The sequence below is a fragment of the Bradyrhizobium sp. HKCCYLRH2015 genome, from assembly GCF_051168215.1.
Classification (GTDB): Bacteria; Pseudomonadota; Alphaproteobacteria; order Rhizobiales; family Xanthobacteraceae; genus Bradyrhizobium.
The window spans coordinates 766540-781591 of the sequence record NZ_JBNPUO010000002.1; the positions used below are offsets into that span (position 1 = coordinate 766540).

A 15052-nucleotide genomic window follows, 5' to 3' on the forward strand; every position below is an offset into this window, starting at 1 on the left:
TTTGGCGGAGCCGATCGGGGACTCATGGCGCCGCCTGACCTTCGATCGCCAGATCCTTGCCATAGCGGCCTTTGGTTCTGAACATCACCTTGTCGCCATCGAAGGTGAGCCGCCAGTTGCGCTCCTCGCCCTGGCCGATGAATTGCACGTCGATCGCGAAGGTCGTCGCATCGATCCAGTTGCCCTTCATGGCGCGGTACACATAGGGCTGCCAGGGATGGGGTGGCGCGGTCTTGCGATAGAGGCCGTCGAGGCCGATCGGACTCTGCAGATGCACTGTTCCCCCCGTGCGGTCTCGCGACGGGATGTCCCAGGTGACTTGCGGCTCAGGTCCGGTAAGGTTGAGGGTGATCGTGTTGATGCCGAGCGGGCCGGGCGGAAATGTATAGGTCTTGCCCGAGATCGTCGCCGCGATATCCGGAACACTGCCGACCGTGCCTCGCGTCTCCGTCGCGGCCTCGCCGATGGCGGCCGCCAGGGCCTCCTTGGCTTCATTGGCAGGCAGGGCCTCGTTCGATTTCACCGCGGCCAGGATCTCGTTCGCGAGCTTGCGGAACGGACAGAAATTGCGCGCGGTCATCACCGCCACGATGTCAGGGTCCGGCAGCACCATGATGACCTGGCAGTGATAGCCCACCGCCATGAACACGTGTTTGTCCGGCAGGGCCCAGAACTGATCGGCGTAGGAGAGTCCCGGATCGAACGTCGCATTCATGCTGACGGTGGCGTGGTTGACGGCTTCGATCCAGTCGAGGGGCAGCAATTGCTGCTCGCCCCAGCGGCCATGCCGGAGATAAAGGTAGCCGATCTTCGCCATGTCGCGCGGCTTCAGCGCCAGTCCGAAGCCCCCCGCGGAAATTCCCTTGGGATCCTTGAACCAGGGGTGCTCGGTGATGCCGAGCGGCCCGAACAGCCTCTCCTTGGCGAAATCCTCCGCGCTCTTGCCGGTCAGCTTCGTGATGATCGCCGAGAGCAGATGCGAGTTGCCGCTGTTGTAGTAGAAGGTCTCGCCGGGCGCATGCGCCATCGGACGGTCGAGCACGTACTGCACCCAGTCGGGGCTCCGGCCCATCTCGTAGAGCGATGTCTCGGCGCCGCCATCATAGCCTTCGTCCCAGTCGAACCCCGAGGTCATGTTCAGCAGATGCTGCACCGTGAGCGCCTGCTTGCGCGCGTCGACATTGTCGATCTTGCGATCCCCAAAGAAGTCGAGCACCGGATGATCGAGGCTGTCGAGCACGCCATCCTTGAGCAGCATCGCGATCAACGTGGCGACGACCGCCTTGGTCGAGGAGTTGATGATGTGCAGCTCGTCGTCCTTGTAGGGCGCGTAGGACGCATCGAGCACGACGCGGCCGTGGCGTGTGACCAGCAGGCTGTCGAACCTCATGGTCTTGCCGGCGGCGACGAGCTTCGTCAGCGCCGCGGAGTCCATGCCTTCTTCCTCGGGCGAGGCGGTCGCCCAGCCGGGCCGGGGGAAGCGGGAGAGGCTGGTGTCCTCCGCCGAGGCCGTGTCGGCGAAGAGACCAGCAAACAAGGCCGCCGCGACCAACAAGACGTCAATCCTGAGACGCACCATGCCGAACGTCCTCTGTTGAACATAGCGATGATACGGTATCAGAAGACCCCAATCCATCAAAGATTGTGTGACAATCATATTGCGCGCGGCAGCACCCGCGTATTGCCGGTGACAGGGTCAGAACCCGTCCGGCCATCTCTGAGCCGAGTGCATCACGGTCAGAATCTCGATGCCGGCCGTCGTCGGGCGATAGGGCACGATGTAGGGGATATCTGTGAGCACGAGCTCACGGGTGCCGGCCACGCGGCCGGGGCGTCCGATGTCGGGGCTCTCAGCAAGGGATTCGACCCGCAAAAATGATGCGCGCAACGACACGGGCGGCAGCTGCGGGATTGTCTTCGGCAATGTACGAGCCGGTCTCATCGAGGCGCCGCAGCGTTCTTCTTGTCCATCGGATGGGACGTTGGCTCATCCTCGTCCGGCTGGCTTCACGTATTTGGCGATGACCTTCGCCACTTCCGCGTCGCTGGCGAAGTCTCCTTGCTCAGCTTCGGCCAGACCCGCCTCGATCTCGGCAAGTTGCCAGGCTTGCCGGTGCACGAATTCCTCAATGGCACCCGCAGCGACTTCGGAGCGCGGACGGCCGAGCCTCTCGGCGAGTTCGTCGAGCTTTGCAGACGTCGCATCCGAGACGCGGACAGTGAAGGCAGCCATGGGATTTGTCTCTCGGTTGGCGCGGGTTGTGTGTGAGACCAACCGTCCGGTCAACGGCCTCCGTCAAGGATCGTCGGATCGTCCGAGCGTTGTCGCGCTCACGCCCAATGCGCCCGCAGCGCCGCCGCGATGCTCTTTGGCCGCTCGACGATGCTCCAGTGCCCGGCGTCCTGCTCGACGTGCAAGGACGCGCCGTGGTGTTGTGCGAAGCGGCTGAGCGTGTCGAGCGGCACGTAAGGGTCTTGCGTGCCTGAGATCACGAGGCCGCGTCGCGGAAGCTGCGCCAGCCGCGCGATCCAGTCGCCACTGAAGCAAAGCCCGTTCGCCGAGCGATACAGCGCGAGGATCGCGCGCTTCGTCGGCGACTGCCAGGCCGCGGCTTCACGTGCGGCGAGGTCGGCCGGCAGTCCGCTCTGGCGGAACATCCGCGCCATCAAGCGCTGCGACGACAGCGTCATGAAGATCTCGCCGAGGACCGGCGTGTTCCAGATCCGTGCGATACGATGGCCGCGATAGGCGGCATCGAGGACGCCGCCGGCGACGGCCCACGAGCGCACCAGCTCAGGCCGCAGCGACGCCGCACGCAACACCAGCAGTGCGCCCCAATCATGCCCGACCAGGTCGAGCGGCCCGACCGCCGCATGCTGCGCCTCCATCAGCGCGACCAGCCAGTCGGCGTAAGCGTCCTTGCTACATGCAAAGCCGGCCGGGGCTTCGCCGCAGAAGCCGGGCAGGTAGGGGACGGCAACGGTCTCCCCGAGCGCCGCGATCAGCGGCCCCCAAATCACCGGCGTGTCAGGGACGCCGTGGAGGAGGATACGGTTGGTCATGACCTCAATGTATCACGGGCGCGATCTTCGTATTCCGCGAAATTTTTTCTTTCCTTTTTTCAGAAATCATGCTTATCTCCGGCCATCCCGCCTCATCGGAGAGGGGCGTACGCGTCGTCACGATACGTGGAGTGCGGGGAGCGATGGCCGTGAGGCGCCGGTGGACGACTGGCGGTTTGCGGACGGCGAAGTCGTGTGGTCCTGGCGCCCCGAAGCTGGCGTCAAGCCGGCGGCGTTCATGACGAGCGCGCCGGTGACGGGGGCAATCAAGCCGGTCCCCGGGGAGAGCGCGAAGTAAGCCGTAAAGCCGTTGCGCAGGGAAGGCCGGGTTGTCCTGGCCGAGCCTGTGGTTCCTGCCCCGTGCACTTCTTTCCGCACGGGGGCCGCGGGTGTCGGCAGACGCCCGGCCTTCCCTGCACCCTCGAATTGCAGAGGGTTTGATGTCGAGGATCAACCCGGGCGCGGACGTGCCGCGGGGATGATGAGGTGCGTGCTGATGCAGATGCCGACACCGCGAACCACACCCTCACTGTCATCCCGAACAAGCGCGCGGCACGCGCGCGCCGATCCGGGATCCATAACCCCAGGGGAGATCTGCGAGGCGCGATGGCCGCTTCATCCCATCCAGCCACACCCGTCACGGCGTATGGATCCCGGGTCGGCGGCCACCAACGCTTCGCGCTGGCGGCCTTGCCCGGGATGACACCGTTTGTGTGGTGGGCCGGTGCTGGCCGATCGGGACCCCTGCAGATGCCGACACCGCCAAACATGCCCTCGAGGTCGGCCCGGACGAGTGTGCGGCAGACGCGCGCAGATGGATCCATAACCACACGGAGATTCGCGACGCAGACGCCGCAATACGTCACCCCTTCTGACCCTTATTCGGCGTTGCGACGCCCTCCCATTCCCGGTAAAAGCACCGTCGAGGGCACCCCGGCAACGATCCATCAATGGTTTTGCCGCAAAGTTTTCGTGTCTTCGCAAAAGGGTTTGGCAATGCTGATTCGCAGCGCAGAGATCGAGGCCATCGCCGGGGCAGACGCCCGGTCGATCGCGCTCGCCCCGCTGCCGGCTCGCGGCCTGACCGGCGCGCTCGAGCTTCTGCTTCTTAGCTGCCCCTGAGGGCCGGCTGGGCGGGATGCGCCTGGGCACTCAGGGGGCTGCTTCGACACCGAAACACCCTTCAGCGCCCAATGTTCAGAGATCCTGACCGACAAGCGCACCACCCGACAAAATTCGAGGAAAGCCAATGTCCAATCCCGTTCAGTCCGACAAGGACCGCGTCGTCATTTTCGACACCACCCTGCGCGACGGCGAGCAGTGCCCCGGCGCCACCATGACGTTCGAGGAGAAGCTCAACATCGCGGCGATGCTGGACGACATGGGTGTCGACATCATCGAGGCCGGCTTCCCGATCGCCTCCGACGGCGACTTCGAGGCCGTCAACGAGATCGCGAAGCGCTCGAAGAACGCGGTGATCTGCGGCCTGTCGCGCGCCGGCGCCAAGGACATCGACCGCTGCGCCGAGGCGATCCGCCCGGCCAAGCGCGGCCGCATCCACACCTTCCTGTCCACCTCGCCGGTGCACATGAAGTACAAGCTGCAGATGGACCCGCAGCAGGTGTTCGAGCTGGTGGTCTCCTCGGTGACGCGCGCGCGCAATCACACCGACGACGTCGAGTGGTCGTCCGAGGACGGCACCCGCACCGAGTTCGACTTCCTGTGCCGCTGCGTCGAGGCCGCGATCAAGGCCGGCGCCACCACCATCAACATCCCGGACACCGTCGGCTACGCCGTGCCGGAAGAGTATTACGACCTGTTCAAGCGTGTGCGCGAGAGCGTGCCGAACTCCGACAAGGCGGTGTTCTCGGTCCACTGCCATAACGACCTGGGCATGGCGGTCGCCAACTCGATGGCCGGCGTGCGCGCCGGCGCCCGCCAGATCGAATGCACCATCAACGGCATCGGCGAGCGCGCCGGCAACGCGGCCCTGGAAGAGGTCGTGATGGCGATGCGCGTGCGCAACGACAAGCTGCCGTTCTGGAACAAGATCGACACCACGCAGCTGACCCACGCCTCGAAGGTGGTGTCGGCCGCGACCTCGTTCCCGGTGCAGTACAACAAGGCCATCGTCGGCCGCAACGCCTTCGCGCATGAGAGCGGCATCCATCAGGACGGCATGCTGAAGAACGCGCAGACCTACGAGATCATGCTGCCGGAGACGGTCGGCGTGAAGCAGACCTCGCTGGTGATGGGCAAGCATTCCGGCCGCCACGCCTTCGTCCACAAGCTGGAGGAGATGGGCCACAAGCTGTCGAGCAATCAGGTCGAGGACGCCTTCGTCCGCTTCAAGGCGCTGGCCGACCGCAAGAAGCAGATCTACGACGAGGACATCGAGGCGCTGATCGACGAGGGCATGGTGAGCGCCCATGACCGCATCAAGCTGTTGTCGCTGTCGGTCATCGCCGGCACCCGCGGTCCGCAGCGCGCCACCATGAAGCTCGACGTCGACGGCGTGACCAAGATCGAGGAGAGCGAAGGCAACGGGCCGGTCGATGCCGTGTTCAACTGCATCAAGTCGCTGGTGCCGCACGAGGCCAAGCTGGACTTGTACCAGGTCCATGCCGTGACCGAGGGCACCGACGCGCAGGCCGAGGTCTCGGTGCGGCTGTCGCAGGACGGCCGCTCGATGACCGCGCGCGCGGCGGATCCGGATACGCTGGTGGCCTCGGCCAAGGCCTATCTGGGGGCGCTCAACAAGCTGGTCATGAAGCGCCAGCGCGACGTGGCGCAGGGGCAGGGCGCGACGGCGGCAGCGGGCTGATCGACAACGTCATTCCGGGGCAGCCGCGAGAGCGGCTGAACCCGGAATCCGGAGCTTGGTTTGCATCCTGCTCTGGCCATATCGAGGTTCCCCGATGCGCAAATTGCGCATCTGAGGTTCGGCGCTTCGCGCCGCCCCGGACGACGCGAGGATGGTGCGTTGCAGCACGGGAATCCCCGGCTCTGCGGCTAACGGTCAATGGCATTCCGGCCGGCGACCCGCTAACAATGTCCCTGGCATACAAAGCGGGGGCATCATTGCAATGTCCCCCGAAACGTCGGGAGGACACCTTGCACTTCAAGTTTCGCCATGTGATCGCCACCGCCGCCTCGCTCGCGGTGCTCGCGCTGGCCGGCCCGGCCCTGGCCGCCGACAATCCGATCGTGATCAAGTTCAGCCATGTGGTGGCCTCGAACACCCCGAAGGGCCTCGCCGCCGACAAGTTCAAGGAGCTGGCCGAGAAGTACACCGACGGCAAGGTCAAGGTCGAGGTCTACCCGAACTCGCAGCTCTACAAGGACAAGGAAGAGCTCGAGGCGCTGCAGCTCGGCGCGGTGCAGATGCTGGCGCCGTCGAATTCCAAGTTCGGCCCAATCGGCATCAAGGAATTCGAGGTGTTCGATCTGCCCTACATCCTGCCCGACCTCGCCACCCTGCGGAAGGTCACGGACGGCCCGCTCGGCGCCAGGCTGCTGAAGCTGCTCGAGCCCAAGGGAATGATCGGGCTGGCCTACTGGGACAACGGCTTCAAGCAGATGAGCGCCAACAAGAAGCTCGTCGATCCCGCCGACTACAAGGGCCTGAAGTTCCGCATCCAGTCCTCGAAGGTGCTGGATGCGCAGTTCCGCACGCTCGGCGCGATCCCGCAGGTAATGGCGTTCTCGGAAGTCTACCAGGCGCTGCAGACCGGCGTCGTCGACGGCCAGGAGAATACGCCCTCGAACATCTATACCCAGAAGATGCACGAGGTGCAGAAGTACATCACGCTGACCAATCACGGCTACATCGGCTACGTCGTGGTCGTGAACAAGAAGTTCTGGGACGGCCTGCCGCCGGATATCCGTGCCGCCTGCGAGAAGGCGATGAAGGAAGCGACCGCCTACGGCAACAGCCAGTCGGCGAAGGAGAACGACGACGCGCTCGAGGAGATCCGCAAGTCCGGCAAGAGCGAGCTGGTCAAGCTGACGCCGGCCCAGGACGAGGCGATGCGCAAGGCGATGATGCCGGTGTACAAGGACGTCGCGGGGCGCGTCGGCCAGCCGCTGATCGACGAGTTCCTGAAGGAGACGCGCGGCTCGACCAACTGATGGCGTGAGGCGAGCGGTGCGCGGGCCATGGTCCGCGCACCGAGGGGGCGAAGCGCTCGGCGCGCAAGAAGGCAGACGGCGCAGCCAAGCGCCGCGGACGTTTGATTGTGGGGGAGGGGACTTGGGCTTTCTATTGCGCATCCTCGATCGGCTCGAGGAGATCCTGATCGCATTTCTGATCGCGGCGGCGACCTCGATCATCTTCGTGGCCGTGCTGCACCGCTATCTGGTCGGCGTGCCCTTCCTCTATCCCATCCTGTTTCCGATCGACCTGTCCTGGGCGCAGGAGCTCTGCATCTACATGTTCGTGTGGATGGCGAAGTTCGGCGCCGCCTATGGCGTGCGCACCGGCATCCATGTCGGCGTCGACGTCGTGGTGAACATGATGCGGCCGTCGCTGCGCAAGGTGACGATCCTGTTCGGCCTGCTCTGCGGCGCGCTGTTCACCTCCATCATCGGCACCATGGGCGCCAAGTTCGTCTACGGCCTGTCGCAGACCGACCAGGTGACGCCGGACATGGAGCTGCCGAGCTGGCTGGTCTATCTCTGCATCCCGCTCGGCTCCTATCTGATGTGCTTCCGCTTCCTGCAGGTGGCCTGGCACTATCTTCGCCATGACGAGCTGCCGCATCACGACCACGCCTATGTCGAAGGCGTCGACCCGACGGCGACGGAGGCGCTGCGATGAGCAGCCTCCTCATCTTCAGCCTGCTCATCTTCCTGATGCTGACGGGCATGCCGATCTCGATCGCTCTCGGCCTCACCGTGCTGTCGTTCGTGTTCTTCATGACCAACGTGCCGACCGAGTCGGTCGCGCTGAAATTGTTCACCGGCATCGACAATTTCGAGATCATGGCGATCCCGTTCTTCATCCTCGCCGGCAATTTCCTGACCCATGGCGGCGTCGCCCGAAGGATGATCAACTTCGCGACGTCGATGGTCGGGCACTGGTATGGCGGCCTCGGCCTAGCCGGCGTCGTGGCCTGTGCGCTGTTCGCCGCAGTCTCCGGCTCCTCGCCGGCGACCGTGATCGCGATCGGCTCGATCATGCTGCCGGCGATGGTCAAGCAGGGCTTTCCCAAGCGCTTCGGCGCCGGCGTCATCACGACGTCAGGCGCGCTCGGTATCCTGATCCCGCCTTCGATCGTGATGGTGGTCTATGCGGTGGCGACCGGCGGCAGCATCGCGCTCGATCCGGCCGGCCACCGCGTCTCCTCGGCCTCCGTCGGCCAGCTGTTCATCGCCGGCGTGATCCCCGGCCTGATGCTGGCGAGCCTGCTCGGCTTCACGACCTTCTACCGGGCCTGGAAGAACGACTACCCTCGGATGCCACGGGCAAGCTGGGCCGAGCGCTTCACGGCCTTCCGCAAGTGCGTGTGGGGTCTGCTGCTGATCGTGATCGTGCTCGGCGGCATCTACACCGGCAAGTTCACGCCGACTGAGGCCGCGGCCGTCAGCGCCGTCTATGCCTTCGTCATCGCGGTGTTCGTGTATCGCGATATGTCGCTGAAGGACGTGCCGAAGGTCTTGCTCGGCTCGGCCAACATGAGCGCGATGATCCTCTACATCATCACCAACGCCGTGCTGTTCTCGTTCCTGATGGCGAACGAGAACATCCCGCAGCAGATCGCCAACTGGATGGCGGCGGCCGGCGTCAACTGGATCGTGTTCCTCCTGGTCGTCAACATCCTCCTGCTGCTCGCCGGCAACGTGATGGAGGCGACCTCGATCGTCTTGATCATGGCGCCGATCCTGTTCCCGGTGGCGGTCAAGCTCGGCATCCATCCGGTGCATCTGGGCATCCTGATGGTGGTCAACATGGAGGTCGGCATGTGTCACCCGCCCGTCGGGCTCAACCTCTACGTCGCCTCGGGCATCGCCAAGATGGGCATCACCGAGCTGACCATCGCCGTCATGCCCTGGCTGCTGACGATGCTGGGCTTCCTCGCGCTCGTCACCTACGTGCCGGAAATCTCGCTGTGGTTGCCGCGCATGCTGGGGATGCTTTGAGGCGCAGACATGAAATGACACCGAATTGCAAAAACAGAAAGGTATTTGAAGCAATTACATCTTCGTAAGGTCGTACACTCTGTCCAAACTGTAAGTTGAAGGTGCGGAACGGCGGGCTCATTCTGATCCGACTTTCCAAGGAGGTTGGCATGAGAAGGTTCACCATCGCCGCTGTCGCCGTGCTCGCCATCGCCGGCTCGTCCGCGGTCTACGCCCAGCGCGGCTGGTTTCATGATCACATGCATCATGCGCGCATGAATCCGGAAGATCGCGCCGCCATGCTGGATGCGCGCATCGCTTCCGTCCATGCCGGCCTGAAGCTGACGGCGGACCAGGAGAAATTGTGGCCGCCGGTCGAGAGCGCGGTGCGCGATCTCGCCAAGCTGCGGTTCGACCGCGCCAATGCGCGGATGACCGACGCAGCCCAGGACAAGGACATCGATCCCGTGGCGCGGCTGCGCGAGCGTGCCGATACGATGGCGGTCACCGCGGATGCGATGAAGAAGGTCGCCGACGCTGCCGACCCGCTCTACAAGACGCTCGACGACGGCCAGAAGCGCCGGCTGTCGATGCTCACCCGGCCGATGGGGCGCATGATGGGAACGGACGGTCCGCGCCATCACCGCTGGATGGAGCGCGGCGAGGGCGGCATGGAGGACGGTCCGCGCTTCGGCGGGCATCGCTTCGGCCCGGGACCGATGGGCCACATGGGCTGGTCCGAGGAGGAACGCGAGTCCGGACGGCTCTGAGCGCCGGTTAACGATCCTTCTGATTTCACTTGGGGAAAACCGCCGCCCGCCGGCGGTTTTTCTGCATCGAAAGTGACGAAAAATCGTCATGGATCGCTGGACATCCCGGAATCGCTTTGCTAAACGACCGGCTCTCGCGGAAGGGTTTCTCCGGATGCAAGATCCGGGCGCATAGCTCAGTTGGTAGAGCAGCTGACTCTTAATCAGCGGGTCCTAGGTTCGAGCCCTAGTGCGCCCACCAAGCCTTCCAAAGATGTATGGCTAATCTGCAAAGCCATTCCGACAAGCGGGTCAGCGGCTATTCCGACACGCCGGCTGCTTCTGTTTGCTCCTGCCGCCGCTTCTTCGACCTGAGATCAACTGCTTGCGGGTCCGTTCTGGATAGGTCGGTAGCTGTCGACTTGAGCAGTGGCGGCCCGCGACACGCAGCTCGGCGTCTGTCAGATCGTGGATTGCGGTCGGGTCCCCGGGCGTGGTGTAACTCGGTAGAGCAAAGCCGTTCGCCCGCGCGCTCCCCTTCGCGTGCTCGCGGAGAAGGCCCCGGACACCGATCTTCTGCGCGAGTGATCGGCTTTGCTGCCCATCGCTTGATGGAGATGGAGGACGCCGGGCTGACCGGAGCGGCCAACGCCACGCCGGATGGTCGAGGCGCTGACGGCCGTTGTCCAGGAGGCCTGCGTACACGAGGGCGTTCGACCCGCTCGCGTTCACTTCGTCACATGTATGGCCCAACGCGTCCTGTCGGACGATATCGTTCGGCTCGCGCACGCCGGTGTACGCGGATGGTTGCGAGCCGCCGGCGCCGAGTGATCCTGAGCGGTACGACCTATCAGGAGCTGGCCGCCAACGCGGCCGAGGCCCAGGGGGGGCCGCTTGCCGCCCTGCATTACTTCCCCGTCAGGGCGAACAACCACATCCTGCCGATTCGATTGCCCCCGAGTTTGGTCGAGTCCTTGTGGTCAGTCGCCAAGTGGTCGCACTGGCGCCTATTGAGGCCGGCCTATGATGAACAGCGCCGGGTTCTGCGGCTTCCGGACTCCAGAATTCGCGCCGTGCGCCGTATCGTCGAATCGGGCGCGCTGGAGATTCAAGCCTATGACAAGGTGTTTTTTCCGGACTCGAGGCGCGATGGGACTGGGAGAGACCATTGGTCGGCACCATGACCTTGGAATCCGCCACCGGCTTCGATGAGTCCGTGATTTCCTGGATCGGCGCCGGCCGCCCCCAATCTACTTCGGGTTCGGCAGCATGCCGGTCGACAGACCGGCGGAGACCGTTGCGATGATCGCAAATGTTTGCCGCGAACTCAGCGAGCGTGCGCTGATCTGTTCGGGAGTCCTACGGCTTGAAGACACGGTCCCCACGCAGGACGTCATGATCGTGCCTGCGACCGATCACGCCGCTGTCCTGCCGCGCTGCCGGGCCATCGTTCACTATGGCGGCTCCGGCACCACGGCCGCGAGCGTTCGCTCCGGCGTCCCAACTCTTGTCCTCTGGATCGGCGCCGACCAGCCGGTATGGGCGACACGGATCAGACGCCTGGGTATCGGCACCTCGCGTCGTTTTTCGGCAACGACGCAAGCGACCCTTCGCCATGAACTGCGGACCGTTCTGGAGCCGGGATGCCCACTCGGGCGCGCGAGGTGGCCAATCAGATGACGCCGCCGAGCCGAAGCCTAGCGGCTACCGTAGCGCTTCTCGAAGAGCTGGTCGCCACGCGCGCATGATTCGCCCCCCGGCCTGCTAATTGGCCGCAATTGCCACGTCCCAATCTGCTCCCAATTTCTCGAAAAATCATCGACTGGCCGCCGATGAACTCACTGCGCGGAAAACCTCGCCTGGAAGCCGCCCTGCGCTCCAGGCAAAGGCGACGTCAGGACGAGCTCGGCACCAACTCCGGAGGCGATGGCTTTTGCGATGGCGAGGCCCAACCCCGAGCCGTCAGCATCGGTGCCGCCGCGCTCGAACGGGCGAGACAAGCGTTCCAGCAACTCCGGCGGAACGGCTGTTCCCTCATTTGTAACGGTCAGCACGCCAGTGTTGGAAAGAGTTACAACGACTGGCGCGTGGGACGCTCCGTGCTTGAGGCCGTTCTCAATGAGATTGCGCGCTAGAATGGCAAAGGCATCCGTATCAATATCGAAGAGAACCGGCGTCGCAGGAATGTTGACAGCGAGTCGACCGGCCGCAGCCGGATCGCGCATCATCTCCCCGATGACCAGTTTCAGCACCGATGCGATGTCAGTCGTCTCCTTGCCCTGAAGCCGTCCACCCTCCGCCTTCGCGAGTTGCATCAACTTTTCAGACAGTTGCGAAAGCCGCCGCAGCGCCACCTCGATCTGCTGGGCCCGGGTTCGGGCTGCGGTGTCCCGGGTCTCGGCGATGAGCCGTTGCGTCTGCGCGAGCGCGGCAGCCACCGGCGTACGTAGTTCGTGCGCGGAATTGGCCGTGAAACTTCGCTCGGCTTCCAGGGCGCGCCGAAGCTTCTCCAGCAGGCCGTTCACGGCGTCGGCGATCGGCCCGATCTCGGAGGGCAGTCCCGCGGCTGGAACCGGAGACAGGTCGCCGGTGCCGCGCGCTTCAATGTCGCCTCGCAGGCGCCTGACCGGGGTCATCGAAACGCGCACGACGCCCCATACGGCGAGAAGACTGAGGGGAATGAGCAATCCCAGCGGCCAGGCAAGCCCGAGGAGCGCCTGGTTCGCGACCTCGCGACGATGTGTCAGCAGCTCCGCCACCGCGATCGTCATCGTGCCTCGCACTGCAGTGTCGAAGTAGATTCGATGGGTTGGGGTGTCGACAAACCCCATTCTGGAGAAAGGAGGAAAGATCGCGTCATCGGCACCGTGCGAGCGCAGCAGGACGGTGCCGCGGTCGTCGCGGACCACATAGGTGAAGTACTCGTCGTGCTGCCTGAGCGTGGCGATACGCTGAGACGTGCCGTCTGCCTCACGGCCGAGGATATCGAGCACCGCAAGCGGAAGAATCCGCTGAGCCGTCTCCTCAAGCGCGCTATCGAATACCTCGTTCATTTCGTGACGCAGCCTTTGGCCGGTCACGACGGCTGCAACAATCCAAAGGAGCGCGACGCCAAGCCCGAGCCACAGCGAGATCTGCCACTGCAGACTACGCGGGCCTTTCATGAGGCGATTCCCAGCCGATAGCCGAGACCTCGCACGGTCTCAATGACGGCGTGTCCGAGCTTCTTGCGAAGCCGGCTGACATGTACCTCGATGGTGTTGCTCTCGATCTCTTCGCCGAAGGAATAGAGCCGTTCCTCGAGCAGCGATTTGGACAAAACCTGTCGCGGACGCTGCAAGAAAGTCTCGAGCAGCACCCATTCCCGCGCCGTCAGGGCGATGTTCTTTCCTGCACGCGCAATCGACCGAGCGGCCAGATCGATCTGAAGATCGCCAATTCGGATCAGCGGGTTCGGATTGCCGGCATAGCGGCGAGCGACGGCATTCAGCCGCGCCGTAAGCTCCGAAAGATCGAAGGGCTTGATCATGTAATCGTCTGCGCCGGCGTTGAGCCCTTCGATCCGGTCGGACAATTGATCGAGCGCCGTCAGGATGATGACCGGCGTCACGTCGCCCTTGGCGCGTCGATCCCGCAGCAGTCCGATACCGCGGCCATCCGGCAGCATCAGATCCAGGAGCAAGAGGTCATAGGCCGCGGTGTCAAGATATTCCCTTGCCGCATCCAGGCGGGTCACCCAGTCCACGGAATGGCCATCCGACACAATCTGGTCGCGTACTGCCGCCCCCAGAATCGTGTCGTCTTCGATCAGCAATATCCGCATCGGGTCATTCCGCCCAGCCCGTCGACCTGTAAGCGATAATCATAGAGGAGATCCTGACGTTGACCTGAAGCATAAGTCGCGGCGTCTTCAGGTCAACGTCAGGAAACCGGCTCAAGAAGAAGACGGGCAGGAGCCTTGAAGCGGGAGCAAGAGAACGTGAACAGGACAATGTTGATTGCCGCCATTCTGCTGGGGGCGCTGACGCCCGGCATGGCGCTGGCCGATGATGACGATTGTAACGTGCCCATGGCGCAGTGGCAGCCGCGCGAAGCGGTCGAGCAGATGGCGAAGGCGCGCGGCTGGACCGTGCGCAGAATCAAGATCGACGATGGATGCTATGAGATCAGGGGACAGGACGAAGCCGGTCGCGCCATCGAGGCAAAGATTGATCCTGCATCTCTGGCTGTGATCCGCGTGAAGCAAAAGCGCGGAGAGCACGACAAGGATCATGATCAAGGTGACCGAGAGCGGCGAGGCGATCAGTCGGGACCAGGACGAGCAGCCGCGCCTACGGCGCCGCCCACCAACGGACTTATTCAGGGCGGCGCGGCTCCCAAGGTCCAGGTTCAATAAGGGTCCGGAAGCCGCGAGCATCCTGGGACGCAAAAGGCCGGCCTGACCGACGGACGTCGCCTGAATCGAGTGAACGCGACATCGCGTTCAAGCGCGCCCCGCCTCGTGCGGGGCGTTTTCTTTTGGGGAGAGCGCCAACCTGACGACGACCTGAAGCAGAATCGGATCGACCTTCAGGAGCACGTCAGCCGCGCCATTCAGTTAGGGCGCGATAGAAGCGCCACTGTCGGAGACAAAGATGAAATCGATGATTGCCGCCCTTGCCGTGACCACCGCGCTGACCGCCCCCGGGCTGGCCATGGCGCGACCTGTCACGTTGACCACGACGCTTAATAACTACGGCGGGAACGGCGCGTATTTGGCGCTTTACGTCACCGACGCGACCGGAGCTTACAAAGGCACGCTGTGGATAGCTGGCTCCAAGTCCAAATATTACAGCCATCTCAGCGGCTGGGAGCGCAGTTCTCGTGGAAACCTTGCCGATATCAACGGCATCACCGGCGCAAGCGTCGGAGCCGGCCGTACGCTGAAGATCACGCTCGATCTTGCGGATGCGCTCTTCGACGCGGGCTACAAGCTGCATATCGACGCCGCCGCCGAGGACATGCGCGACAGCCCGTCCGAGGTGGTGGTTCCGCTGACATCCGCGGGCGCGGGCCGGCCGCTGGCAGGGCGCAGCTACATCCGCTCGTTCACTTACGACAAGTAGCCTTGGGATGGGTGT

At 64.0% G+C, this 15052-nt stretch carries 14 protein-coding genes, 1 tRNA gene and 1 pseudogene; 10 read left to right on the top strand and 6 right to left on the bottom strand.

The window, feature by feature from the left end:
• Nucleotides 1-22 precede the first annotated feature (22 nt).
• The 4 genes and pseudogenes from ACQR1H_RS07595 to ACQR1H_RS07610 all read right to left on the bottom strand — a co-directional run bounded on the left by ACQR1H_RS07595 (nucleotide 23) and on the right by ACQR1H_RS07610 (nucleotide 3063).
• Nucleotides 23-1579 carry a serine hydrolase domain-containing protein gene (locus ACQR1H_RS07595; RefSeq protein ID WP_434907364.1) on the bottom strand — a complete coding sequence of 519 codons (1557 nt, stop codon included), beginning with the start codon at nucleotides 1577-1579 and terminating at the stop codon, nucleotides 23-25.
• Between the two features lie 117 nt (nucleotides 1580-1696).
• Nucleotides 1697-1991: pseudogene (locus ACQR1H_RS07600) on the bottom strand (type II toxin-antitoxin system RelE/ParE family toxin).
• Entirely contained in the window at nucleotides 1988-2233 is a 246-nt protein-coding gene (locus ACQR1H_RS07605) for a CopG family ribbon-helix-helix protein (RefSeq protein WP_315803771.1), read from the bottom strand. Before ACQR1H_RS07605 ends, ACQR1H_RS07600 begins: the two are co-directional and overlap by 4 nt.
• A gap of 98 nt (nucleotides 2234-2331) precedes the next feature.
• Entirely contained in the window at nucleotides 2332-3063 is a 732-nt protein-coding gene (locus ACQR1H_RS07610) for an alpha/beta fold hydrolase (RefSeq protein ID WP_434907365.1), read from the bottom strand.
• Nucleotides 3064-4059: 996 nt separating this feature from the next.
• Here ACQR1H_RS07610 and ACQR1H_RS07615 point away from each other — a divergent pair.
• From ACQR1H_RS07615 to ACQR1H_RS07650, 8 genes are all read left to right on the top strand, one after another.
• Nucleotides 4060-4185 (top strand): hypothetical protein, encoded by a 126-nt coding sequence (locus tag ACQR1H_RS07615; protein WP_315803769.1) that lies wholly within the window; start codon nucleotides 4060-4062, stop codon nucleotides 4183-4185.
• Nucleotides 4186-4312: 127 nt separating this feature from the next.
• Entirely contained in the window at nucleotides 4313-5887 is a 1575-nt protein-coding gene (locus ACQR1H_RS07620) for a 2-isopropylmalate synthase (protein WP_316179867.1), read from the top strand.
• Between the two features lie 290 nt (nucleotides 5888-6177).
• The gene (locus ACQR1H_RS07625) at nucleotides 6178-7194 is read left to right on the top strand and encodes a TRAP transporter substrate-binding protein (RefSeq protein ID WP_315803767.1); all 1017 of its coding nucleotides are present in this window, start codon (nucleotides 6178-6180) and stop codon (nucleotides 7192-7194) included.
• 121 nt (nucleotides 7195-7315) lie between these two features.
• Nucleotides 7316-7882, top strand: coding sequence for a TRAP transporter small permease (locus tag ACQR1H_RS07630; protein WP_315752772.1), 567 nt, complete (start codon nucleotides 7316-7318; stop codon nucleotides 7880-7882).
• Nucleotides 7879-9204: a TRAP transporter large permease gene (locus tag ACQR1H_RS07635; RefSeq protein WP_315756319.1), complete on the top strand. Its 1326-nt coding sequence runs from the start codon at nucleotides 7879-7881 to the stop codon at nucleotides 9202-9204. Before ACQR1H_RS07630 ends, ACQR1H_RS07635 begins: the two co-directional genes overlap by 4 nt.
• A gap of 149 nt (nucleotides 9205-9353) precedes the next feature.
• The gene (locus ACQR1H_RS07640) at nucleotides 9354-9953 is read left to right on the top strand and encodes a Spy/CpxP family protein refolding chaperone (RefSeq protein ID WP_434907366.1); all 600 of its coding nucleotides are present in this window, start codon (nucleotides 9354-9356) and stop codon (nucleotides 9951-9953) included.
• 165 nt (nucleotides 9954-10118) lie between these two features.
• A tRNA-Lys gene (locus tag ACQR1H_RS07645) sits at nucleotides 10119-10194 on the top strand.
• A gap of 986 nt (nucleotides 10195-11180) precedes the next feature.
• The gene (locus tag ACQR1H_RS07650; RefSeq protein ID WP_434907386.1) at nucleotides 11181-11612 is read left to right on the top strand and encodes a glycosyltransferase; all 432 of its coding nucleotides are present in this window, start codon (nucleotides 11181-11183) and stop codon (nucleotides 11610-11612) included.
• A gap of 158 nt (nucleotides 11613-11770) precedes the next feature.
• Here ACQR1H_RS07650 and ACQR1H_RS07655 read toward each other — a convergent pair whose 3' ends face one another.
• Nucleotides 11771-13096 carry an ATP-binding protein gene (locus ACQR1H_RS07655; RefSeq protein ID WP_434907367.1) on the bottom strand — a complete coding sequence of 442 codons (1326 nt, stop codon included), beginning with the start codon at nucleotides 13094-13096 and terminating at the stop codon, nucleotides 11771-11773.
• Nucleotides 13093-13755: a response regulator transcription factor gene (locus ACQR1H_RS07660; protein WP_315803763.1), complete on the bottom strand. Its 663-nt coding sequence runs from the start codon at nucleotides 13753-13755 to the stop codon at nucleotides 13093-13095. Before ACQR1H_RS07660 ends, ACQR1H_RS07655 begins: the two co-directional genes overlap by 4 nt.
• Nucleotides 13756-13923: 168 nt before the next feature.
• Here ACQR1H_RS07660 and ACQR1H_RS07665 point away from each other — a divergent pair, with 168 nt between their 5' ends.
• A complete protein-coding gene (locus ACQR1H_RS07665) occupies nucleotides 13924-14328 on the top strand; it encodes a PepSY domain-containing protein (RefSeq protein ID WP_316179878.1) in 405 nt (134 codons plus the stop codon).
• Between the two features lie 238 nt (nucleotides 14329-14566).
• Nucleotides 14567-15037, top strand: coding sequence for a DUF2271 domain-containing protein (locus tag ACQR1H_RS07670; RefSeq protein WP_434886352.1), 471 nt, complete (start codon nucleotides 14567-14569; stop codon nucleotides 15035-15037).
• Nucleotides 15038-15052: the final 15 nt, after the last annotated feature.